The organism is Nostoc sp., from assembly GCF_036918015.1.
Lineage (GTDB): Bacteria > Cyanobacteriota > Cyanobacteriia > Cyanobacteriales > Nostocaceae > Nostoc.
This window is the reverse complement of the sequence record NZ_JBALEO010000093.1, coordinates 35,876-52,583: the sequence shown is the minus strand read 5'-3', so window position 1 is coordinate 52,583 and position 16,708 is coordinate 35,876. Positions and strand designations below refer to the sequence as shown.

At 40.5% G+C, this 16,708-nt stretch carries 19 protein-coding genes; 14 read left to right on the top strand and 5 right to left on the bottom strand.

The window, feature by feature from the left end:
• Nucleotides 1-23: 23 nt before the first annotated feature.
• From V7K61_RS29255 to V7K61_RS29245, 3 genes are all read right to left on the bottom strand, one after another.
• Nucleotides 24-326, bottom strand: coding sequence for a EutN/CcmL family microcompartment protein (locus V7K61_RS29255; protein ID WP_335010917.1), 303 nt, complete (start codon nt 324-326; stop codon nt 24-26).
• Between the two features lie 6 nt (nt 327-332).
• Complete coding sequence (locus V7K61_RS29250) at nt 333-677, bottom strand: carbon dioxide-concentrating mechanism protein CcmK (protein WP_010995041.1); 345 nt, start codon at nt 675-677, stop codon at nt 333-335.
• 92 nt (nt 678-769) lie between these two features.
• Nucleotides 770-1,078: a carbon dioxide-concentrating mechanism protein CcmK gene (locus V7K61_RS29245; protein ID WP_012410633.1), complete on the bottom strand. Its 309-nt coding sequence runs from the start codon at nt 1,076-1,078 to the stop codon at nt 770-772.
• Nucleotides 1,079-1,735: 657 nt separating this feature from the next.
• Between V7K61_RS29245 and V7K61_RS29240 the strand changes: the two genes are divergently transcribed.
• The 3 genes from V7K61_RS29240 to V7K61_RS29230 all read left to right on the top strand — a co-directional run bounded on the left by V7K61_RS29240 (nt 1,736) and on the right by V7K61_RS29230 (nt 6,531).
• The gene (locus V7K61_RS29240) at nt 1,736-3,592 is read left to right on the top strand and encodes an NAD(P)H-quinone oxidoreductase subunit F (protein WP_335058984.1); all 1,857 of its coding nucleotides are present in this window, start codon (nt 1,736-1,738) and stop codon (nt 3,590-3,592) included.
• 101 nt (nt 3,593-3,693) lie between these two features.
• Nucleotides 3,694-5,211: an NADH-quinone oxidoreductase subunit M gene (locus V7K61_RS29235; RefSeq protein WP_335058982.1), complete on the top strand. Its 1,518-nt coding sequence runs from the start codon at nt 3,694-3,696 to the stop codon at nt 5,209-5,211.
• Between the two features lie 189 nt (nt 5,212-5,400).
• Nucleotides 5,401-6,531: a CO2 hydration protein gene (locus V7K61_RS29230; RefSeq protein WP_335059103.1), complete on the top strand. Its 1,131-nt coding sequence runs from the start codon at nt 5,401-5,403 to the stop codon at nt 6,529-6,531.
• 141 nt (nt 6,532-6,672) lie between these two features.
• Here V7K61_RS29230 and V7K61_RS29225 read toward each other — a convergent pair whose 3' ends face one another.
• Nucleotides 6,673-7,143 (bottom strand): GNAT family N-acetyltransferase, encoded by a 471-nt coding sequence (locus V7K61_RS29225; RefSeq protein ID WP_335058980.1) that lies wholly within the window; start codon nt 7,141-7,143, stop codon nt 6,673-6,675.
• A 437-nt stretch (nt 7,144-7,580) separates the two neighbouring features.
• Between V7K61_RS29225 and V7K61_RS29220 the strand changes: the two genes are divergently transcribed.
• The 7 genes from V7K61_RS29220 to V7K61_RS29190 all read left to right on the top strand — a co-directional run bounded on the left by V7K61_RS29220 (nt 7,581) and on the right by V7K61_RS29190 (nt 13,612).
• Nucleotides 7,581-8,087, top strand: coding sequence for a hypothetical protein (locus tag V7K61_RS29220; RefSeq protein ID WP_335058978.1), 507 nt, complete (start codon nt 7,581-7,583; stop codon nt 8,085-8,087).
• A 228-nt stretch (nt 8,088-8,315) separates the two neighbouring features.
• Entirely contained in the window at nt 8,316-8,639 is a 324-nt protein-coding gene (locus V7K61_RS29215; protein ID WP_335058976.1) for a DUF6464 family protein, read from the top strand.
• A gap of 291 nt (nt 8,640-8,930) precedes the next feature.
• Nucleotides 8,931-10,193 (top strand): ABC transporter substrate-binding protein, encoded by a 1,263-nt coding sequence (locus V7K61_RS29210; protein ID WP_335058974.1) that lies wholly within the window; start codon nt 8,931-8,933, stop codon nt 10,191-10,193.
• Nucleotides 10,194-10,200: 7 nt separating this feature from the next.
• Nucleotides 10,201-11,151 carry a branched-chain amino acid ABC transporter permease gene (locus V7K61_RS29205; RefSeq protein WP_335058972.1) on the top strand — a complete coding sequence of 317 codons (951 nt, stop codon included), beginning with the start codon at nt 10,201-10,203 and terminating at the stop codon, nt 11,149-11,151.
• Between the two features lie 14 nt (nt 11,152-11,165).
• Nucleotides 11,166-11,768, top strand: coding sequence for a Uma2 family endonuclease (locus V7K61_RS29200; protein WP_335058970.1), 603 nt, complete (start codon nt 11,166-11,168; stop codon nt 11,766-11,768).
• Between the two features lie 53 nt (nt 11,769-11,821).
• Nucleotides 11,822-12,769: a branched-chain amino acid ABC transporter permease gene (locus V7K61_RS29195; RefSeq protein WP_335058968.1), complete on the top strand. Its 948-nt coding sequence runs from the start codon at nt 11,822-11,824 to the stop codon at nt 12,767-12,769.
• A 51-nt stretch (nt 12,770-12,820) separates the two neighbouring features.
• Complete coding sequence (locus tag V7K61_RS29190; protein WP_335058966.1) at nt 12,821-13,612, top strand: ABC transporter ATP-binding protein; 792 nt, start codon at nt 12,821-12,823, stop codon at nt 13,610-13,612.
• A gap of 2 nt (nt 13,613-13,614) precedes the next feature.
• On the opposite strand, the gene V7K61_RS29185 is transcribed toward V7K61_RS29190, so the two are convergent.
• The gene (locus V7K61_RS29185) at nt 13,615-14,466 is read right to left on the bottom strand and encodes an Rpn family recombination-promoting nuclease/putative transposase (RefSeq protein ID WP_335058964.1); all 852 of its coding nucleotides are present in this window, start codon (nt 14,464-14,466) and stop codon (nt 13,615-13,617) included.
• A 160-nt stretch (nt 14,467-14,626) separates the two neighbouring features.
• Between V7K61_RS29185 and V7K61_RS29180 the strand changes: the two genes are divergently transcribed.
• Genes V7K61_RS29180 through V7K61_RS29165 form a run of 4 tightly spaced genes read left to right on the top strand, consistent with a single transcriptional unit; the run spans nt 14,627 to nt 16,620 of the window.
• Nucleotides 14,627-15,358, top strand: coding sequence for an ABC transporter ATP-binding protein (locus V7K61_RS29180; protein WP_335058962.1), 732 nt, complete (start codon nt 14,627-14,629; stop codon nt 15,356-15,358).
• A 35-nt stretch (nt 15,359-15,393) separates the two neighbouring features.
• A complete protein-coding gene (locus V7K61_RS29175; protein WP_335058960.1) occupies nt 15,394-15,633 on the top strand; it encodes a type II toxin-antitoxin system Phd/YefM family antitoxin in 240 nt (79 codons plus the stop codon).
• On the top strand, nt 15,630-16,022 hold the full coding sequence (locus V7K61_RS29170) for a type II toxin-antitoxin system VapC family toxin (RefSeq protein WP_335058958.1): 393 nt from the start codon (nt 15,630-15,632) through the stop codon (nt 16,020-16,022). The genes V7K61_RS29175 and V7K61_RS29170 overlap by 4 nt, the downstream gene beginning before the upstream one ends.
• 34 nt (nt 16,023-16,056) lie before the next feature.
• Nucleotides 16,057-16,620, top strand: a complete 564-nt coding sequence (locus V7K61_RS29165; RefSeq protein WP_335058956.1) for a Uma2 family endonuclease — start codon at nt 16,057-16,059, stop codon at nt 16,618-16,620.
• The last annotated feature ends 88 nt before the right edge of the window (nt 16,621-16,708 follow it).

Below are 16,708 nucleotides of genomic sequence, written 5' to 3'. Positions count from 1 at the left end.
CTCCTAACTTTTCTAACTGTTGACTATCGATATTGATCTTTTTTGCTGTAGATGAGGCGATCTTCAACGTAAATAGTATCTATGATCGCCACCACTGCTGCATCCAATGGACGCTGTTCATTGCCAACAATTTGACGAGCGGCACTACCACGAGTGATGAGTACCCACTCATCTACTCCTGCTCCCACAATATCTGCTGCTACTTCATACTCTGGTAAGATATTGCCGTTTTCATCTACTAATTGTAACAATAGTAGTTTCACACCTCTAAGAGTTGGCTCTTTTTGGGTGCTAACTACTGTGCCGCGAACTTTGGCAATTTGCATTACAAATTACGGTCTTCTACCGAAAGGACGAATTGCATTCACATTTTCCCGGAACTGCTCTACGTCTTCGGTATAACGAATTGGGAGGACGTATTCTAAGTTTTCGTGAGGACGAGCAATGATATGAGTAGACAGTACTTGTCCACCGTTAACCCGCTTTACAGATTCAACTCCTGCTGCTACAGAAGCTTGCACTTCCGAAACGTCACCCCGAACAATTACCGTCACCCGACCACTACCGATTTTTTCATAACCTACTAAAGTGACGCGGGCAGCTTTCACCATCGCATCAGCAGCTTCCACTACTGCTGGAAAGCCTAGCGTTTCAACCATTCCTACTGCAATTGACATTAGTTTTAATCCCTATTTCAAAGTTTTTAGTCTTGGACAAAAGTGATGCTCTTTTCAGAAAAAGAGCGTTAATTACTTTGTTTAAACAGCTTTTAAGTACGGAATTGTTCCACCGCTTCTGTGTAACGTATCGGTAAGACGTATTCCAGGTTTTCGTGAGGACGAGCAATGATGTGAGTGGATAACACTTCACCACCAAAGACTCTTTTTGCCGCTTCAACCCCAGCTGCTACAGAAGCTTGCACTTCCGATACATCTCCCCGAACTATCACGGTGACGCGAGCGCTACCAATTTTTTCATACCCTACTAAGGTGACACGGGCGGCTTTCACCATCGCATCAGCAGCTTCCACCACTGCTGGAAAGCCCTTCGTTTCAATCATTCCAACTGCAATTGGCATCGCAGAACTCCTACAAAATTAATGCAATCTGTACTGTCGTTTGAATTTTTTGACGGGGGAGCCTGATCTTATAGCTAAGAAAACACTTCCAAATTAAGCATAGGAAAGCTTGGCGTTCCTGGCAATATAAATTACTATAATAGTTTATGATAAGAAAGTTTTAAAAAACTTAACAAAAAGTTATCTAGGCATCTGAGCAATTAAAGTTTACAGATTCCTTGAGCTGGCACTTATGCTTTATAATTTCTTTATTACATTTACAAAACGACATTCGTAACCAAGGCTAATCCTATCTGATGAGAGGTAAGCAGCGGCTGTATGTTTTGCTGTATCTATCTTTCCTCAAATAATTCTAAGTGTACAATGACTAGGTGAAACATATATAATTTTTTCAAATATATCGTATAAAGTACTCTGCTTAAAGTAGAAATACAAATGTAAAAAGGTCGGTGATATTAAGGCAAGTAAATGCTTTTGCTTATGTAAAGTTATATTTTACTTATATTTAATAGGGTAGCGTTAAGTAAAAGTACTTTTAGAAGTTTAGTTAAAATAATAGTAAAGAAATATCGATATTTTGGTAAATTAATTTTATTAAATAAATAATTGGTTGGAATTTTTTTTAAAATCAAGGCTGAGTCATCAAGGGAAATTTAAATGGATCAATTTCTATTTTCAACAAGTTGGTTTGTGCCTTTGTATAGCTTATTGGGCGCAATTTTGACCTTGCCGTGGGGAATAGGAATAATTCAGCGAACAGGGCCAAGACCTGCGGCATACATCAACTTGTTGACGACCGTTTTAGCTTTTATCCATAGCCTGTTTGTATTTAAAAATATCTGGGATAGAGATCCAGAAAACTTACTAATCAATTGGTTCAAAGCAGCAGATTTAGATTTATCTTTTTCCTTAGAACTATCGCCAGTCAGCATTGGGGCAACAGTTTTAATTACAGGGTTAAGCTTACTGGCACAAGTTTACGCTCTGGGTTACATGGAAAAGGACTGGTCGTTAGCGCGTTTTTTTGCGCTGCTGGGATTCTTTGAAGCGGCGTTGAGTGGTCTAGCGATTAGTGATTCTTTGTTTCTCAGCTATGCTCTTTTGGAATTACTGACGCTTTCGACTTACTTGCTGGTGGGTTTCTGGTACGCTCAACCACTAGTAGTAACGGCGGCGCGGGATGCGTTTTGGACTAAACGGGTGGGAGACTTGTTGCTGCTGATGGCTGTAGTGACACTTTCTACCTTAGCCGGCAGTTTGAACTTTTCGGATTTATATGAGTGGGCGCAAACAGCTAATTTAAGTCCAATGACATCGACGCTGCTAGGGTTGGCACTAATTGCTGGGCCTGCTGGTAAATGTGCCCAATTTCCACTACACCTGTGGTTAGATGAGGCAATGGAAGGCCCCAACCCCGCCTCGGTAATGCGAAACTCTCTGGTAGTAGCTGGTGGTGCTTATTTATTGTATAGATTTCAACCATTATTAGCGCTGTCGCCAGTTGCCTTGAATGCCTTGGTAGTTATGGGTACGGTGACAGCGATTGGAGCCACATTAGTATCCATAGCTCAAATTGATATTAAGCGATCGCTATCTCATTCCACCAGTGCATACATGGGGTTAGTATTTTTGGCGGTAGGGTTGCAGCAAGGGGGTGTAGCCTTGATGTTGCTGTTAACTCATGCGATCGCCAAAGCATTATTATTTATGAGTTCTGGTTCAGTCATCTTGACTACCCAAAGCCAAGACTTAACAGAAATGGGCGGTTTGTGGTCACGGATGCCAGCCACCACCACGGCCTTTGTAGTCGGTTCAGCCGGGATGGTAACACTGCTACCACTAGGAAGTTTCTGGGCAATGTTAGCATGGGCTGACGGTTTCGTGAATATTAGCCCTTGGGTAATTGGGGTTTTAATATTAGTCAATGGTTTGACAGCATTGAATTTGACGAGAGTATTTAGATTAGTTTTCTGGGGTAAACCGCAACAAAAGACCCGTCGTACCCCAGAAGTTGGTTGGCAGATGGCCCTACCAATGGTGATTCTGACAGTGCTGACTCTGCTTCTACCTCTGATGTTACAGCAATGGTACCTACTACCAGATTGGGAAAGTATTAATTGGTACGTGGTGTTAGCCTTGTTTGGTTCTACCGTAGTGGGGGTAGGCGTAGGGTGTACAGTTCATTTGCACAAAGCTTGGTCAAGATCCAGAATCTTGGCGTGGAGATTTCTGCAAGACCTGTTAGGTTATGATTTTTATATTGACCGAGTTTATCTTGTAACCGTGGTAAGTGTAGTAGCACTGCTATCTAAAATCTCTGCTTGGAGCGATCGCTACTTGGTTGACGGTTTAGTAAACTTAGTTGGGTTTGCGACCATTCTCAGCGGACAAACCTTAAAGTACAGCATTTCTGGGCAATCTCAGGGCTATATGTTGACCATCCTAGCAGTTGTCAGCGTCCTGGGTTTTTTCATCAGTTGGTCATTGGGTTTACTAGATAAATTACCTTTTTAAGCGAGTTAGGAGTGAGAAGTTAGGAGTTAGGAGTTATTATTCTCCCCCTGCTCCCCTGCTCCCCCGCCCCCCTGCTCCCCTGCTAACCTTACCTAAAGTCTATGCTTAGTGTTTTAATTCTAGTGCCGTTAATCGGCGCAGCTTTAATTGGTTTCTCCCCCTCTGGCATCAGTGGGAAATTCGCCCGTGTGGTGGCTTTGGTCTTTGCCATTATCGCTTTCTTGTGGACAATCGTATTAGTAAGTCAGTTCCATCCAGGAGAAATTACTCAACAGTTTGCTGAGTCTATCCCTTGGGTAGATGCTTTAGGGCTGAACTATAACCTTGGAATAGATGGTTTATCTTTGCCGTTGCTGGTTTTAAATGGATTGTTAACTGCCATTGCCATCTACAGCAGCGATGAATCGCTACAGCGTCCTAAATTTTATTACTGTTTGATACTATTATTAAGCGCTGGGGTGACAGGAGCCTTTCTAGCACAGGATTTACTGTTATTTTTCCTGTTTTACGAATTGGAACTAATTCCGCTGTATTTGCTAATAGCAATTTGGGGTGGTGCCAAACGGGGTTATGCTGCGACTAAATTTCTTATTTATACAGCCGTTTCGGGAATTCTGCTGTTAGCAAGTTTCCTCGGTATGGTTTGGCTGAGTGGTTCCTCTAACTTTGCACTAGCAACCTTGAACGCGACAACTTTACCTCTAGGAACACAGCTTTTATTGCTAGCGGGAATTTTGATCGGTTTTGGAATTAAAATTCCCTTGGTTCCCTTCCATACTTGGTTGCCAGATGCTCACGTTGAAGCTTCGACACCGATTTCCGTGCTATTGGCTGGGGTGCTGTTGAAGTTGGGAACTTACGGCTTACTGCGCTTTGGCATGAACTTGTTACCAGAAGCTTGGGCTTATCTGGCTCCTTGGTTGGCGACTTGGGCAGTAGTAAGCGTACTGTATGGTTCATCTTGCGCGATCGCCCAAAGCGATATGAAAAAAATGGTAGCATACAGCTCCATTGGACACATGGGTTACGTGCTTTTAGCGGCGGCGGCGGCCACACCTTTAAGTGTTTTAGGTGCTGTGATGCAAATGATTAGCCACGGCTTGATTTCGGCAATGCTGTTTTTGCTGGTAGGAGTTGTGTATAAAAAAGCTGGAAGCCGTGATTTAGAAATCATTCAAGGATTACTGAACCCAGAACGGGGTATGCCAGTAATCGGTAGCTTGATGATTGTCGGAGTCATGGCCAGCGCTGGTATACCGGGAATGCTAGGGTTTATTTCCGAATTCGTAGTTTATCGGGGAAGTTTTCCAGTTTTTCCAGTGCAAACCCTGTTATGTATGCTTGGTACTGGTTTAACAGCAGTTTACTTCTTAATTCTCGTCAACCGCGCCTTTTTTGGACGTTTATCTGCACAAGTTACCAACTTACCACGTGTGTATTGGAGCGATCGCATCCCAGCTGCAATTTTAGCTGTACTGATTGTGATTTTCGGCATTCAACCTGGTTGGTTAGTGCGTTGGACTGAACCAACAATTACAGCAATGATAAATACCCAAAACGTAGTAGTAGCAGTGTCCTTAGATAAAGCAATGGGGACTAGTGCCGCAGGGCGGAATTAAAAATTAAAAATTAAAAATTAAAAATGAATACAGCGTAAGCGTTTCATAGATTTGAAATAGGTGGTTTACTTCCGCCGTGCTGTACTAGGGATTAGGGACAAGGGGATAAGGAGAATAACCATGCCCAATGACAAATGACAAATGACAAATGACAAATGACAAATGACTAAACTTTTTGGAGAGATGGCAATGGTAACTATTAAAAAAAAAGCTGCTCACAATCCTTTAGCTGAGTATATTGAACGTCTACAAAAAGGAGATGCATTACTCCCCGATAGTCCAGAGAATGTGCTGGAAGTTGTTGGTATTCTTAAAAGCTATGGGGTAGTTTTAGATGCTTACTCAAAAAATCTTAACTATATTGCCGAACATCAGTTTTTAGTATTTTTCCCATTTTTTAAATATTTTAATGGAGACGTTTCTTTTCAGAAATTACTCCGTCACTGGTGGCATGACCGAATCAATTTTGAATATGCCGAATATTGCATGAAAGCCATGATGTGGCACGGTGGCGGCGGACTAGATACGTATTTAGATACACCAGAATTTCAAGAAAGAGCGCAAGCCGTTATTAACGCAAAATTTAAAAATAATCCTTTCATTCAGAGTATTAACCAACTGTTTCCAGATTTCTTAACAGAACACTTGCGTGTCTCTGCTTACTACACCGGTTTAGGTCAATTCTGGCGAGTAATGGCTGATATGTTCCTCAGCTTATCAGACCGCTACGACCAAGGCGAAATCAAATCGATTCCCCAAGTTGTAGAACACATTAAAGCCGGGTTAGTGGCAAATGCATCAAACCCAATTACCTACGCTGTCAAAATTCGAGGTAATGTCTATGAAATCATTCCCAAAAGCGTTGGTTTGACCTTCTTAGCAGATACAGCAATACCTTATGTAGAAGCAGTATTTTTCCGGGGAACTCCTTTTCACGGCACAGTTTCATACAATGCCCAAGGATATCAAATTCCCCCAGATCAAACCCGATTTCAATATGGCGCATTGTATGCCGATCCTTTGCCCATCGGCGGCGCGGGTATTCCTCCTACCTTGTTGATGCAAGATATGCGTCATTATCTTCCAGAGTATTTGCACGAAATTTATCGTCGCAGTCTTCGGGGTGAAGATGATTTGCGAGTCCAAATTTGTATGAGTTTCCAAAAATCGATGTTTTGCGTGACGACAGCAACGATTTTGGGACTGATGCCTCATCCTTTAGATACTAAAGATCCAAATGAGCAAAAAGATAATCGAGTTTATTTAGAGAAGTGGATGAGTCGTTTACAAACTTCGCGGTTGCTGGATGTGAATAAATGACAGATGATTCCACCATTACTCACGAGGCATTCAAGCAATTCGAGCGCGATAAATCGCCGTCTCTATAGGAAATTTATCCGTCAATTAGTTCTTGACATACTACTAGAACAACTTTTTTAAAATTGCTTGAATCCAATGAATTTAGTAATTTTTGAAGTGTTTTTCCATGACAAAATTTATCAGCTTTTGCCCTCTACGCTCTACTTCTTGCTTTTTGATAACAATAAATCCCTGACTCTCAAAAAAAGGTTTAGCTGTAATACTGGCTTCGGTAAATAACTTTTCTACCCCTAAAGAGTGTGCTTTTAATTCAATCTGTTCTAAGATTTTCTTGCCAACACCTTTCCTTTGAAAATCTTTATGACAATAGAAACGGTCAATATGACCATTAGCCTCTAATTCTCCAAAACCAATAATTTTGTCTTGTTCTTCTGCTACATAGGTAAACTTACTTCCTAAACTTTTAATCCAAACTTCAATATCCATGTTTGCTGGTGCCCAAGCAGCTACTTGTTCTTCTGTATAATCGTGAATATTCACCTCATGAATAGTGTCGTAGAACAATTTCATAATTTCTTTGGTATCAGCTATTTCGTATATTCTTATTCTCATAAAGTAATTAGCGATCGCTAACTCTAATTCACAATATTATCAGTGTTGATGAGTCTGAGTGTTTCCACAGTGAAGCTCAGTTGGCGGCACTATTTTCGCTTCATCATAATAGACTTCTGGCATGAATCAATGAGCTTTCACCCTAAATCCCTCTCCCAAGCTTACTACGGTGTATACACAAGTCTGAAATATCTGATGAATCTGGGTTTTACCCCACCCTAACCCTCCCCTTATAAAGGGGAGGGAACTGGATTTCCGGTTTCCCCCCTTTATAAGGGGGGATTAAGGGGGGTAATTCGAGTTGTGTATACACCGTAGCCCAAGCTTGGGAGAGGGACTTAGGGTGAGGGCTGATGTTCAAGGTAAATTATTTTAGTACAAAAGTACTATTTGCTGCTAAAATGCCTTACAAGTCAGCTAGCCTTACTTGAGGTAGTATGCAAAAAATCCAAAACATTGACAAAAAGCCCATTTTGCGGAAAGTTTCGTTGTTGCAGCCTAAATCTGTAACTACTGCTATAGTGCCACTGCGACCCCAAGAGGAAAAAATCATCAGCGAAGGAGAGCGTTTGATTGCACAAGTTGAACGTATCAATCGGATGGCAGGAGAGTTAGAAGCAGCGATATTCGAGTTGAAAGCGATCGCTAACACCCTAAATACTCAAAAAAGTTACCCAGTTCTCAATCAGGAGCCATGCAAAAATATTTGTCAGTATTTTACAGTTAGCGTTCCTTGGGTGAAACGAAAGCCTGATAACTCATTTATTCTGACGACGCGAAGAGTTGATTTATTCCGAGCCGAAAGGGAAGCCACACAGTTAGCACAGCAACTTCGTCAGCAAACCAAAAAAAGATTAGCATCGCAGCCACAGACAAAAAATAAGAATGGGGTTGAGGCTGACACAAAATGCTTGTTTAAAAAGGTGTTAGTAAACAAATCTTAAAATTATCAACATTCAACGGCATCTCACCCTTGAGGTTGTAACAGTTATGCTGATTGAAGTGGCAGAAGGAACTTATTTCTGAAAATTGTTAGATACCACACTGCCATTATTTCTTTGCAACCATAGTTGGCGACAAAGAGACAAAGCCGCCCTAGTATTTGCACTTCCGTAAAACCAGAGTGTAACATCAGGGACAATCAATCAGCGCACAGAAGAGGTAAAAAGAAGGTGCTAAAGACACTTTTAGTGATTGCCGTTGGTTTTTTACCGTCCTTGTTTTCTCTGTGGATGATCCGCAAAGCCCAGCGATCGCGCTTGCGGATGAGGCAAGCAGCCATGAATTTTTCAGTGGTACAGGGACGGCACAACGTCAGACCTGTGGAAGGCGATCGCTATTATCTAGAAGGCGTGGGTTATTTAATTGGCGATATCAGCTGCAAGTTTAATGCTCGGTCTGGCTACATCCGCTGTGCTATCAATCCCGAAGGCCCATGTAACGGTTGCCGTCACTACGAACCTAGAGAATTAACTGGTAATGAAAAAAGCACTTAAGATTCCTTACTTAATACTTAACCGACCTCAAATTACCTGGTTAACACAGACGCTCTGACGCGGATATTTTTCCAGCGACTTTATAGCAGTAGAACCAGGGAATGATAAAATCATTACTAATTATAATAATTTGTATTTACAAGCACTTTGAATATTTCTCTTTGCATGGTGAAATAAGAATGATTTAATAGAATTCGTGCAAAAGTGTAAATCTGCATTATTTTGTTTGCAGATTATAAGCTTTACTATTAACTCTTGCCGAATATCTCATAACTAGATGATTATCCAACGATGAACAACGCGATCGCTCGGACAACAGCATTATTATCAACTTGCGCTTTACTACTAACAGGCTGTGGTGGTGGTACTAGTACAGTCACAAATTCTCCAACTAATAGTCCAAATAGTACCCCAAATAACACTGCAAGCAATACCCCAGCGACAACGGGTACATTATCAGGTGGTATTCCCATCGGTATTGGTGTTGCCCAAACTAGTAATGTGGCATTATTGGGTCAAGAACAAGTCGCTGGAGCCAAACTTGCCCAGAAGTATTTCAATAGTAAAGGTGGTGTTAATGGCACACCAATTAAATTAGTTTTTCAAGATACTAGCGGTGATGAAGCAGGAGCAATAAACGCTTTTCAAACTCTAATTAATAAAGATAAAGTTGTTGGAATTGTTGGGCCAACTTTGTCACAGCAAGCCTTTAGTGCCGATCCGATTGGCGAACGGGCAAAAGTACCAATTATTGGGCCATCAAATACTGCTAAAAATATTCCTGAAATTGGTGATTACGTTGCTCGTGTTTCTGCACCAGTTTCCATCGTTGCGCCTAATTCGGTAAAAGCTGCACTTAAGCAAAATCCTCAACTGAAAAAAGTTGCAGTTTTCTATGCCCAAAATGATGCATTTAGCAAGTCAGAAACGGAAATTTTTCAGCAAACAGTTAAGGATCAAGGACTGGAATTGGTAACAGTCCAAAAATTCCAAACTAGTGATACAGATTTTCAAAGCCAAGCTACCAATGCAATTAATCTCAAACCAGATTTGGTAATTATTTCTGGCTTGGCTGCTGATGGTGGTAATTTAGTTAGGCAATTGCGGGAACTGGGTTATAAAGGCTTAATTGTCGGTGGAAATGGTCTAAATACATCGAATTTATTGCCAGTTTGTAAAGCGCTTTGTGATGGGGTATTGATTGCTCAAGCCTACAGTCCAGAACATCCAGGTGAAATTAACGCGGCGTTTCGTAAAGCCTATATTGAAGAATATAAAAAAGAACCACCCCAATTTAGTGCCCAAGCTTTTGCAGCAGTGCAAGTTTATGTCGAAGCACTCCAATCTTTAGATAAAAAGAGCAAAATCAACAAACTACAGCTACCAGAATTACGGACACAGTTAAACAAACAAATACTTGAAGGAGCATACAATACACCATTGGGTGAAATTGGTTTTACTCCCACAGGTGAAGTTGTGCAAAAAGATTTCTATGTAGCCCAAATAAAAATGGAAAAAGACGGGAGTCAAGGTAAATTCACATTTCTAAAATAGTTGCGACATGAATATCAATCTCTTTTTGCAGCAATTATTAAATGGGTTATCCATTGGCAGCGTTTATGCCATTTTTGCATTAGGATATACCTTGGTTTATTCTATTTTGGGCATTATTAATTTAGCTCATGGCGCGATTTTTACCTTGGGTGCATATTTCACTTATGCGCTTATGGGTGGGAACTTTGGATTTAATGGCTTGTTAGCTAATGCAGCCTTGCCGATAAAATTACCATTTGCTATAGCCTTAATTTTAGGAAGCACCTTAGCAGGATTGGTAGGGGTAGTGATGGAACGCGTTGCTTTTCAACCTTTGCGGCGTCAAGGCTCCGATCCTTTGCTAACTGTTGTTTCCAGCTTGGGGGTAGCAGTGGTAATTGTGAATTTAATCCAATATTTAATAGGTGCGGAAAGTTATACATACCCCGCAAATACTTATGGTAATTTGCCACCTGCGATTAACTTTGGGAGTCCAGAAAACCCAATTCCGATTCGCAGCGTTCAGGTGGTAATTTTTACTGTGTCAGTGGCGATCGTGGCAATTCTTACCTATTTTATCAATCGAACTAAATATGGTAAAGCAATGCAAGCGATCGCAGAAGATCCAACTACAGCTAGTTTGTTAGGAATTAATAGCGATCGCTTTATCATCCTAACATTCTTCATCAGCAGTTTTTTAGCAGGATTAGCAGGAACTTTAGTCGCCTCTAGTGTTAGTATTGCAGGGCCATATTTCGGTATTGCTTTTGGTTTGCGGGGTTTAGCGGTAATTGTCTTAGGTGGTTTAGGTAGTATTCCTGGTGCAGTGTTGGGAGGTTTGTTAATCGGATTAGTAGAGGCGTTTGTCCCTGCTGATTATTCTGGATATAAAGACGCAGTAGCCTTTGCAATTTTGTTTATCATGCTATTAGTTAGACCCCAAGGTTTGTTAGGGCGGCGGTTTATTCAGAAAGTTTAAAGAGACGTAGCGCTATGAAAACATATACTAAACAAAAATTAACTTTTGAGCAATTTTTAGAACAGTGTCCAGAGTCAGGTTTATATGAACTTGTGGATGGAGAAATTCTAGAAGTGCGTGCAACCAGAAATCATGATGATGTCGCTGAGTTTATATTATTTAGTTTTAATGATGAAATTAAGCAAATAAATCTGAATTACGTAGTGAAAAATACAGCATTACTTAAAACTATAACTGCCAATGGTATAGAACAAGGGCGCAAGCCTGATGTAAGTGTCATAGATAAAGATGTATGGCGCTCAAATCGTTCTGCTTATGCTGCACTTGAAGAACCTATCCAATTAGCTGTAGAGGTGACATCAACTAATTGGGAAGATGACTACATTGATAAATTAGATGAATATCAACGCTTAGGTATTACAGAATATTGGATTGTAGATTATTTGGCAATTGGGCTAAGAGAATATTTGGGAAATCCAAAAGTTCCGGCTGTATTTGTTTTTCTATTAGATGATGAGGGTAAATACCAATGCACACACTTTAGAGGTTCAGAACGAATTGGATCGCGAACTTTTCCTGAACTGGCGCTGACAGCAGAGCAAATATTAACAGCTTAAGAGTTGATAAAATCGATAGTTTGATTAAGTTTAATCAAAATATATTAAATAAAATGGCTGATTTCTTCGCTACTTACGCTTCTTTGATTGTCTCTATGGTATTGGGGGCGCTATTAGGATTATCGCTTTACTTACCGCTAATGACAGGACAATTGTCTTTAGCTAGTCCAGGATTTTATGCTTTAGGTGGATATATTGCAGCAATTTTATCCACAAAAGTTTTTACATCTAGCAGTAGTTTATTTCCAATTCCCTTGTTGTTATTGGAGATGCTAATTGCGGGTGTAATTTCTGGATTATTGGGTGTAATGGTGGGAATTCCAGCATTGAGATTGCGAGGAATTTATTTAGCGATCGCAACTATCGCTTTTGTGGAAGTTCTGCGCGTCATCTCTCTCAATCTAGACATTACAGGCGGTGCTGTTGGAATTTTTGGTATTCCTCAACCTTTCCAAACACAACTTGAATATTTATGGATTGCGTTGCCATTACTATTAATTAGTATGGTGTTGCTTTACCGTTTAGAACGTATCCGCGTGGGAAGGGCTTTTATTGCTATCCGCGAAGATGAATTAGCTGCGGGTGCAATGGGAATCGATCCGACTTATTACAAAGTTTTAGCGTTTACATTAGGGGCGATACTTGCAGGGGTTGTAGGTGCAATTAGCGCTCACTTTCTCAATACCTGGAATGCTCGCCAAGGTACTTTTGATAGTAGTATTATATATTTAACTTTTGTTTTAATTGGTGGTTCGAGAAGTTTTTTAGGGCCAGTAGTCGGAGGTATGGTATTTACTGCTTTACCAGAGATTCTACGAAGCCTTGCTGATACTGGTGGTTTACCTAATTGGTTAGCGCAGTTTTTGCGAGATGGGAGATTAATTATTTTTGGCTTACTAATAGTAATAGGTACAATCTTTTTCCCCCAAGGGCTAATTACTCCAGATGTTTTTCAAAGAAAAAAACGAACCGCCAAGCACGCAAAGGGCGCAAAGGAATAAGATTTTTAGAGAGTTATTGCGTAAGTTTTATATTCATAATAGTATGCAAAAATGTCACATAGTATTTCAGGAAGTAATAACAGTATTGTCTTAGAAGCAAGAGCATTAACTCGTCGCTTTGGTGGTTTAGTAGCGGTAAATAATGTATCTTTTAGTGTAAATAAATATGAGATTTTTGGACTGATTGGCCCTAATGGTGCTGGCAAAACAACATTGTTTAATTTAATTACTGCTTTCATTTCACCTTCTAGCGGTAAATTAATTTATCAAGGCGCAGAAGTTTCTCAACTGCGTCCTCATCAAATTGCGGCTTTAGGTATCGCCCGTACCTTCCAAAATATCCGCTTATTTGGGGAATTATCAGCGTTAGAAAATGTGATAATCGCCCGACATTTACACACTAAAAGTAATATGATTACAGGTGTTTTGGGATTACCACCAGCGCCTCGTGAAGAATTAAAAACTAAGCAAAAAGCTTTAGATTTATTAGATTTGGTGGGATTGAGCGATCGCGCTGACGAAAAAGCCAAAAACTTTGCCTACGGCGATCAGCGACGGCTAGAAATTGCCCGTGCTTTAGCGTTACAACCACAAATTTTACTTCTCGATGAACCTGCGGCGGGGATGAATCCCAACGAGAAGCAGCAACTCAGTGAATTTATCCGTAGTCTACGCGATCGCTTCAATTTGACGATCGTCCTCATTGAACACCATGTACCATTAGTTATGGGTTTGTGCGATCGCATTGCTGTATTAGATTTTGGGCAATTGATTGCATTGGGTGAACCCGCAGTTGTCAGAAATGATCCGGCTGTAATTGAAGCTTATTTGGGAAATGAATGAATTTATGCGGACAAAATTACCATAAATTCGTCTAAAGAACTCACAGCGATCGCGCTATCCATTAAATTTTCTAATTTTTCCACACTTTCGCTCTCAAGCCTTGCTTCTACTTCATGAGGAATTTCACCAAAGCGTCGTCGCAATACTCGTATTAACTGCCGTTGTACACCCTGCTGAAGACCTAGCTGAATACCTCTTTGCTCAATTTCTTGATACCAAGGCGATTCTCGCAATACTGCCATATCCCACCTCATGATTTGTTGCACTAAAGGCGTGTCTAACACAAAGCTAGCAAAAAATGCCAGCAATGATTCTAATTGGTTCAACTGTTCATCGGCTCGTAGCGCCTGTAATGCGCGTTGCACAACCGATACTTCTCCCCCTCCTCGCAGGATTGGCACAAAGGGTAACAATGATGGTAGTGGTTCCTGAAACACTATTTCAGCATCGATTTCCCACAAATTAATCACGCGATAATCTTGAATAGCACGTAATCCTAAAAATTCCTGCTCGTAACTATTAACAATAGTTAACGTAGGTGGAGGCGGTAAAATGTTGATCAGTACTGGGTAAGTTGGCAATCGATACCGTTCTTGTGCCAAGGCAGCATAGGCTCTCATCCGTAGAGGCATCTGTGCAGTGTAACGCAGTTGTAGTTCATTGAGTACGAGAAAATCGCCGTGAGTGGCACTGTATGCTTTCACTAACACATCTGTTTCCCGGCTAATCCAATGAAACTCAGAGCCGAGAATTTCTTTCGCCACGACTTCAGGACGTTGTGTCACCCACTTTACCCATGCATCGGGAGCTAAATTAATTAGTCGCTTGCTACCAATATCTGCTACTTTTGCCACTGGACGCTTGATATATTTATCAGTAATTAATGGTACATCATAAAGATTACGGTATTATGGCGTTGGTTTGAAGTTGAAGCAATGTCTACGAACTGTTTTAAGAAATGTATGATTGATGTATCTTAGATTTTGAATCAACATTTCTGGATGTAAACCGCCAATGAATGCCGATAGTAGACCAAACTATACAATTTTAGAAGTTCAAGAACTTGATGTTAATTATGGCGGCATCCAAGCTTTAAAAAAGATTAATTTAATTATTCAAAAAGGCGAGGTAGTTACTCTAATTGGTGCTAATGGTGCTGGAAAAACGACTACACTCCGCGCCATATCTAAAGTAGTTAATCCTAAGAGTGGCGTAATTATCTATAATGGACATAATATTACCCGCTGCCAAACTCACGAAGTTGTACAACTTGGTATCGCCCATTGTCCTGAAGGACGCAGAGTGTTAGCGCGGCAAACAGTATTTGATAATTTACTTTTGGGTGCTTATATTCGCTCCAATCAAGCCGAGATCAAAGCAGATATTCAGCGCCAATTTGAGCTATTCCCCCGTTTATCGCAAAGACGCAATCAACTAGCAGGAACTCTCAGTGGTGGCGAACAACAAATGTTAGCGATCGCACGTGCTGTAATGAGTAAACCACAACTCTTACTTTTAGACGAGCCTAGCTTAGGTTTAGCACCTGCGATCGTCCGGGAAATCTTTTCTATTATTGAAAATCTCCGTGCTACAGGCGTGACTATTTTGTTAGTTGAACAAAACGCGAATTTGGCGCTACAAATTGCCGATCGCGGTTACGTTCTAGAGGCTGGTTCTATAACTTTAACAGGTGCAGCCTCAGAATTAATTAGTGATGAGCGAGTTAAAAAAGCTTATTTAGGGTGATGATTATAGTAGAGTAATAATCCAATAAATTTCTTATGAACTGGATTAGTGTCGATGAAATAAAACGTGACTTATTAGGCTACCTTCAGCGCGTTGAAGCTGGGGAAACTCTTGTAATTATACGTGCTGGAAAGCCAATTGCTGAAATTAAACCGATGGTAAAAGCACCTGAACTCTCTAGACCATTCGGACTCTGCGCAGGAGAGTTTATTGTACCCGATGATTTTGATGAACCACTGCCAGAGAATATTATAAGTGAGTTTGAGGGGAAATGAAACTCCTACTAGATACCCATATTTTTCTCTGGTTTATTAGTAGTGATCGCCGTTTGTCTAATACGTTTATAGAGATTATTCGTAATACTGACAATGATGTATATCTAAGTATAATTTCTATTTGGGAAGCAACCGTTAAGTATCAATTAGGCAAATTACCTTTACCTGAATCACCTGAGATTTATCTGCCGATACAGCGTGAGCGGCATTTGATTACTAGTCTTCCTTTAACAGAGGATAGTGTTGTACAACTTAGCAAGCTTCCTAATATCCATCGCGATCCGTTTGACCGAATGCTAATTTGTCAAGCTTTGCAGCATGACCTTACTATTGTAACTGTCGATGATGCAATTCGTGCTTACCCAGTTAAAATTTTAAACGATACATGATTGTTGTATGTAAAAAATTAGGAAGTAGAAGCAGATGGTAAAATCACCAACTAAACCCCTAACTTTAGAAGAGTTTTTGAAACTACCAGAAACAAAGCCTAGCTCAGAATACATCAACGGTCAAATTATTCAAAAGCCAATGCCTCAAGGAAAACATAGTAAATTACAGGGTAAGTTAGTCACAGGTATAAATGAAGTAGGTGAAAGTCGAAAAATTGCCCTTGCTTTCCCAGAATTGCGGTGTACTTTTGGCGGACGTTCAATTGTCCCTGATGTCGCTGTGTTTGCTTGGGAAAGGATTCCCGTAGATGAACGTGGAGATATTGCTAATGTCTTCAATACATATCCAGACTGGACAATTGAGATTCTTTCGCCAGATCAAAGCCAGACTAAAGTAACTGGAAATATTCTACATTGTTTAAAATATGGTAGTCGTTTAGGTTGGTTAATTGATCCAGGCGATCGCTCTGTTTTAGTCTATCCACCAAAGCAGCAACCAGAACTTTTACAAGAAGAACAAGAAATATTACCAGTTCCCGATTTAGTTAGCGATTTTAAATTAACTGTAGGGCAACTATTTGGATGGTTGAAATTATAGCTTTTCCTAACATCATAGCCCCCTCCTCGCTTGCGGGGAGGGGGTTGGGGGTGGGGTTCTTCTACCTACTCAACTGAGAAGCGCTATA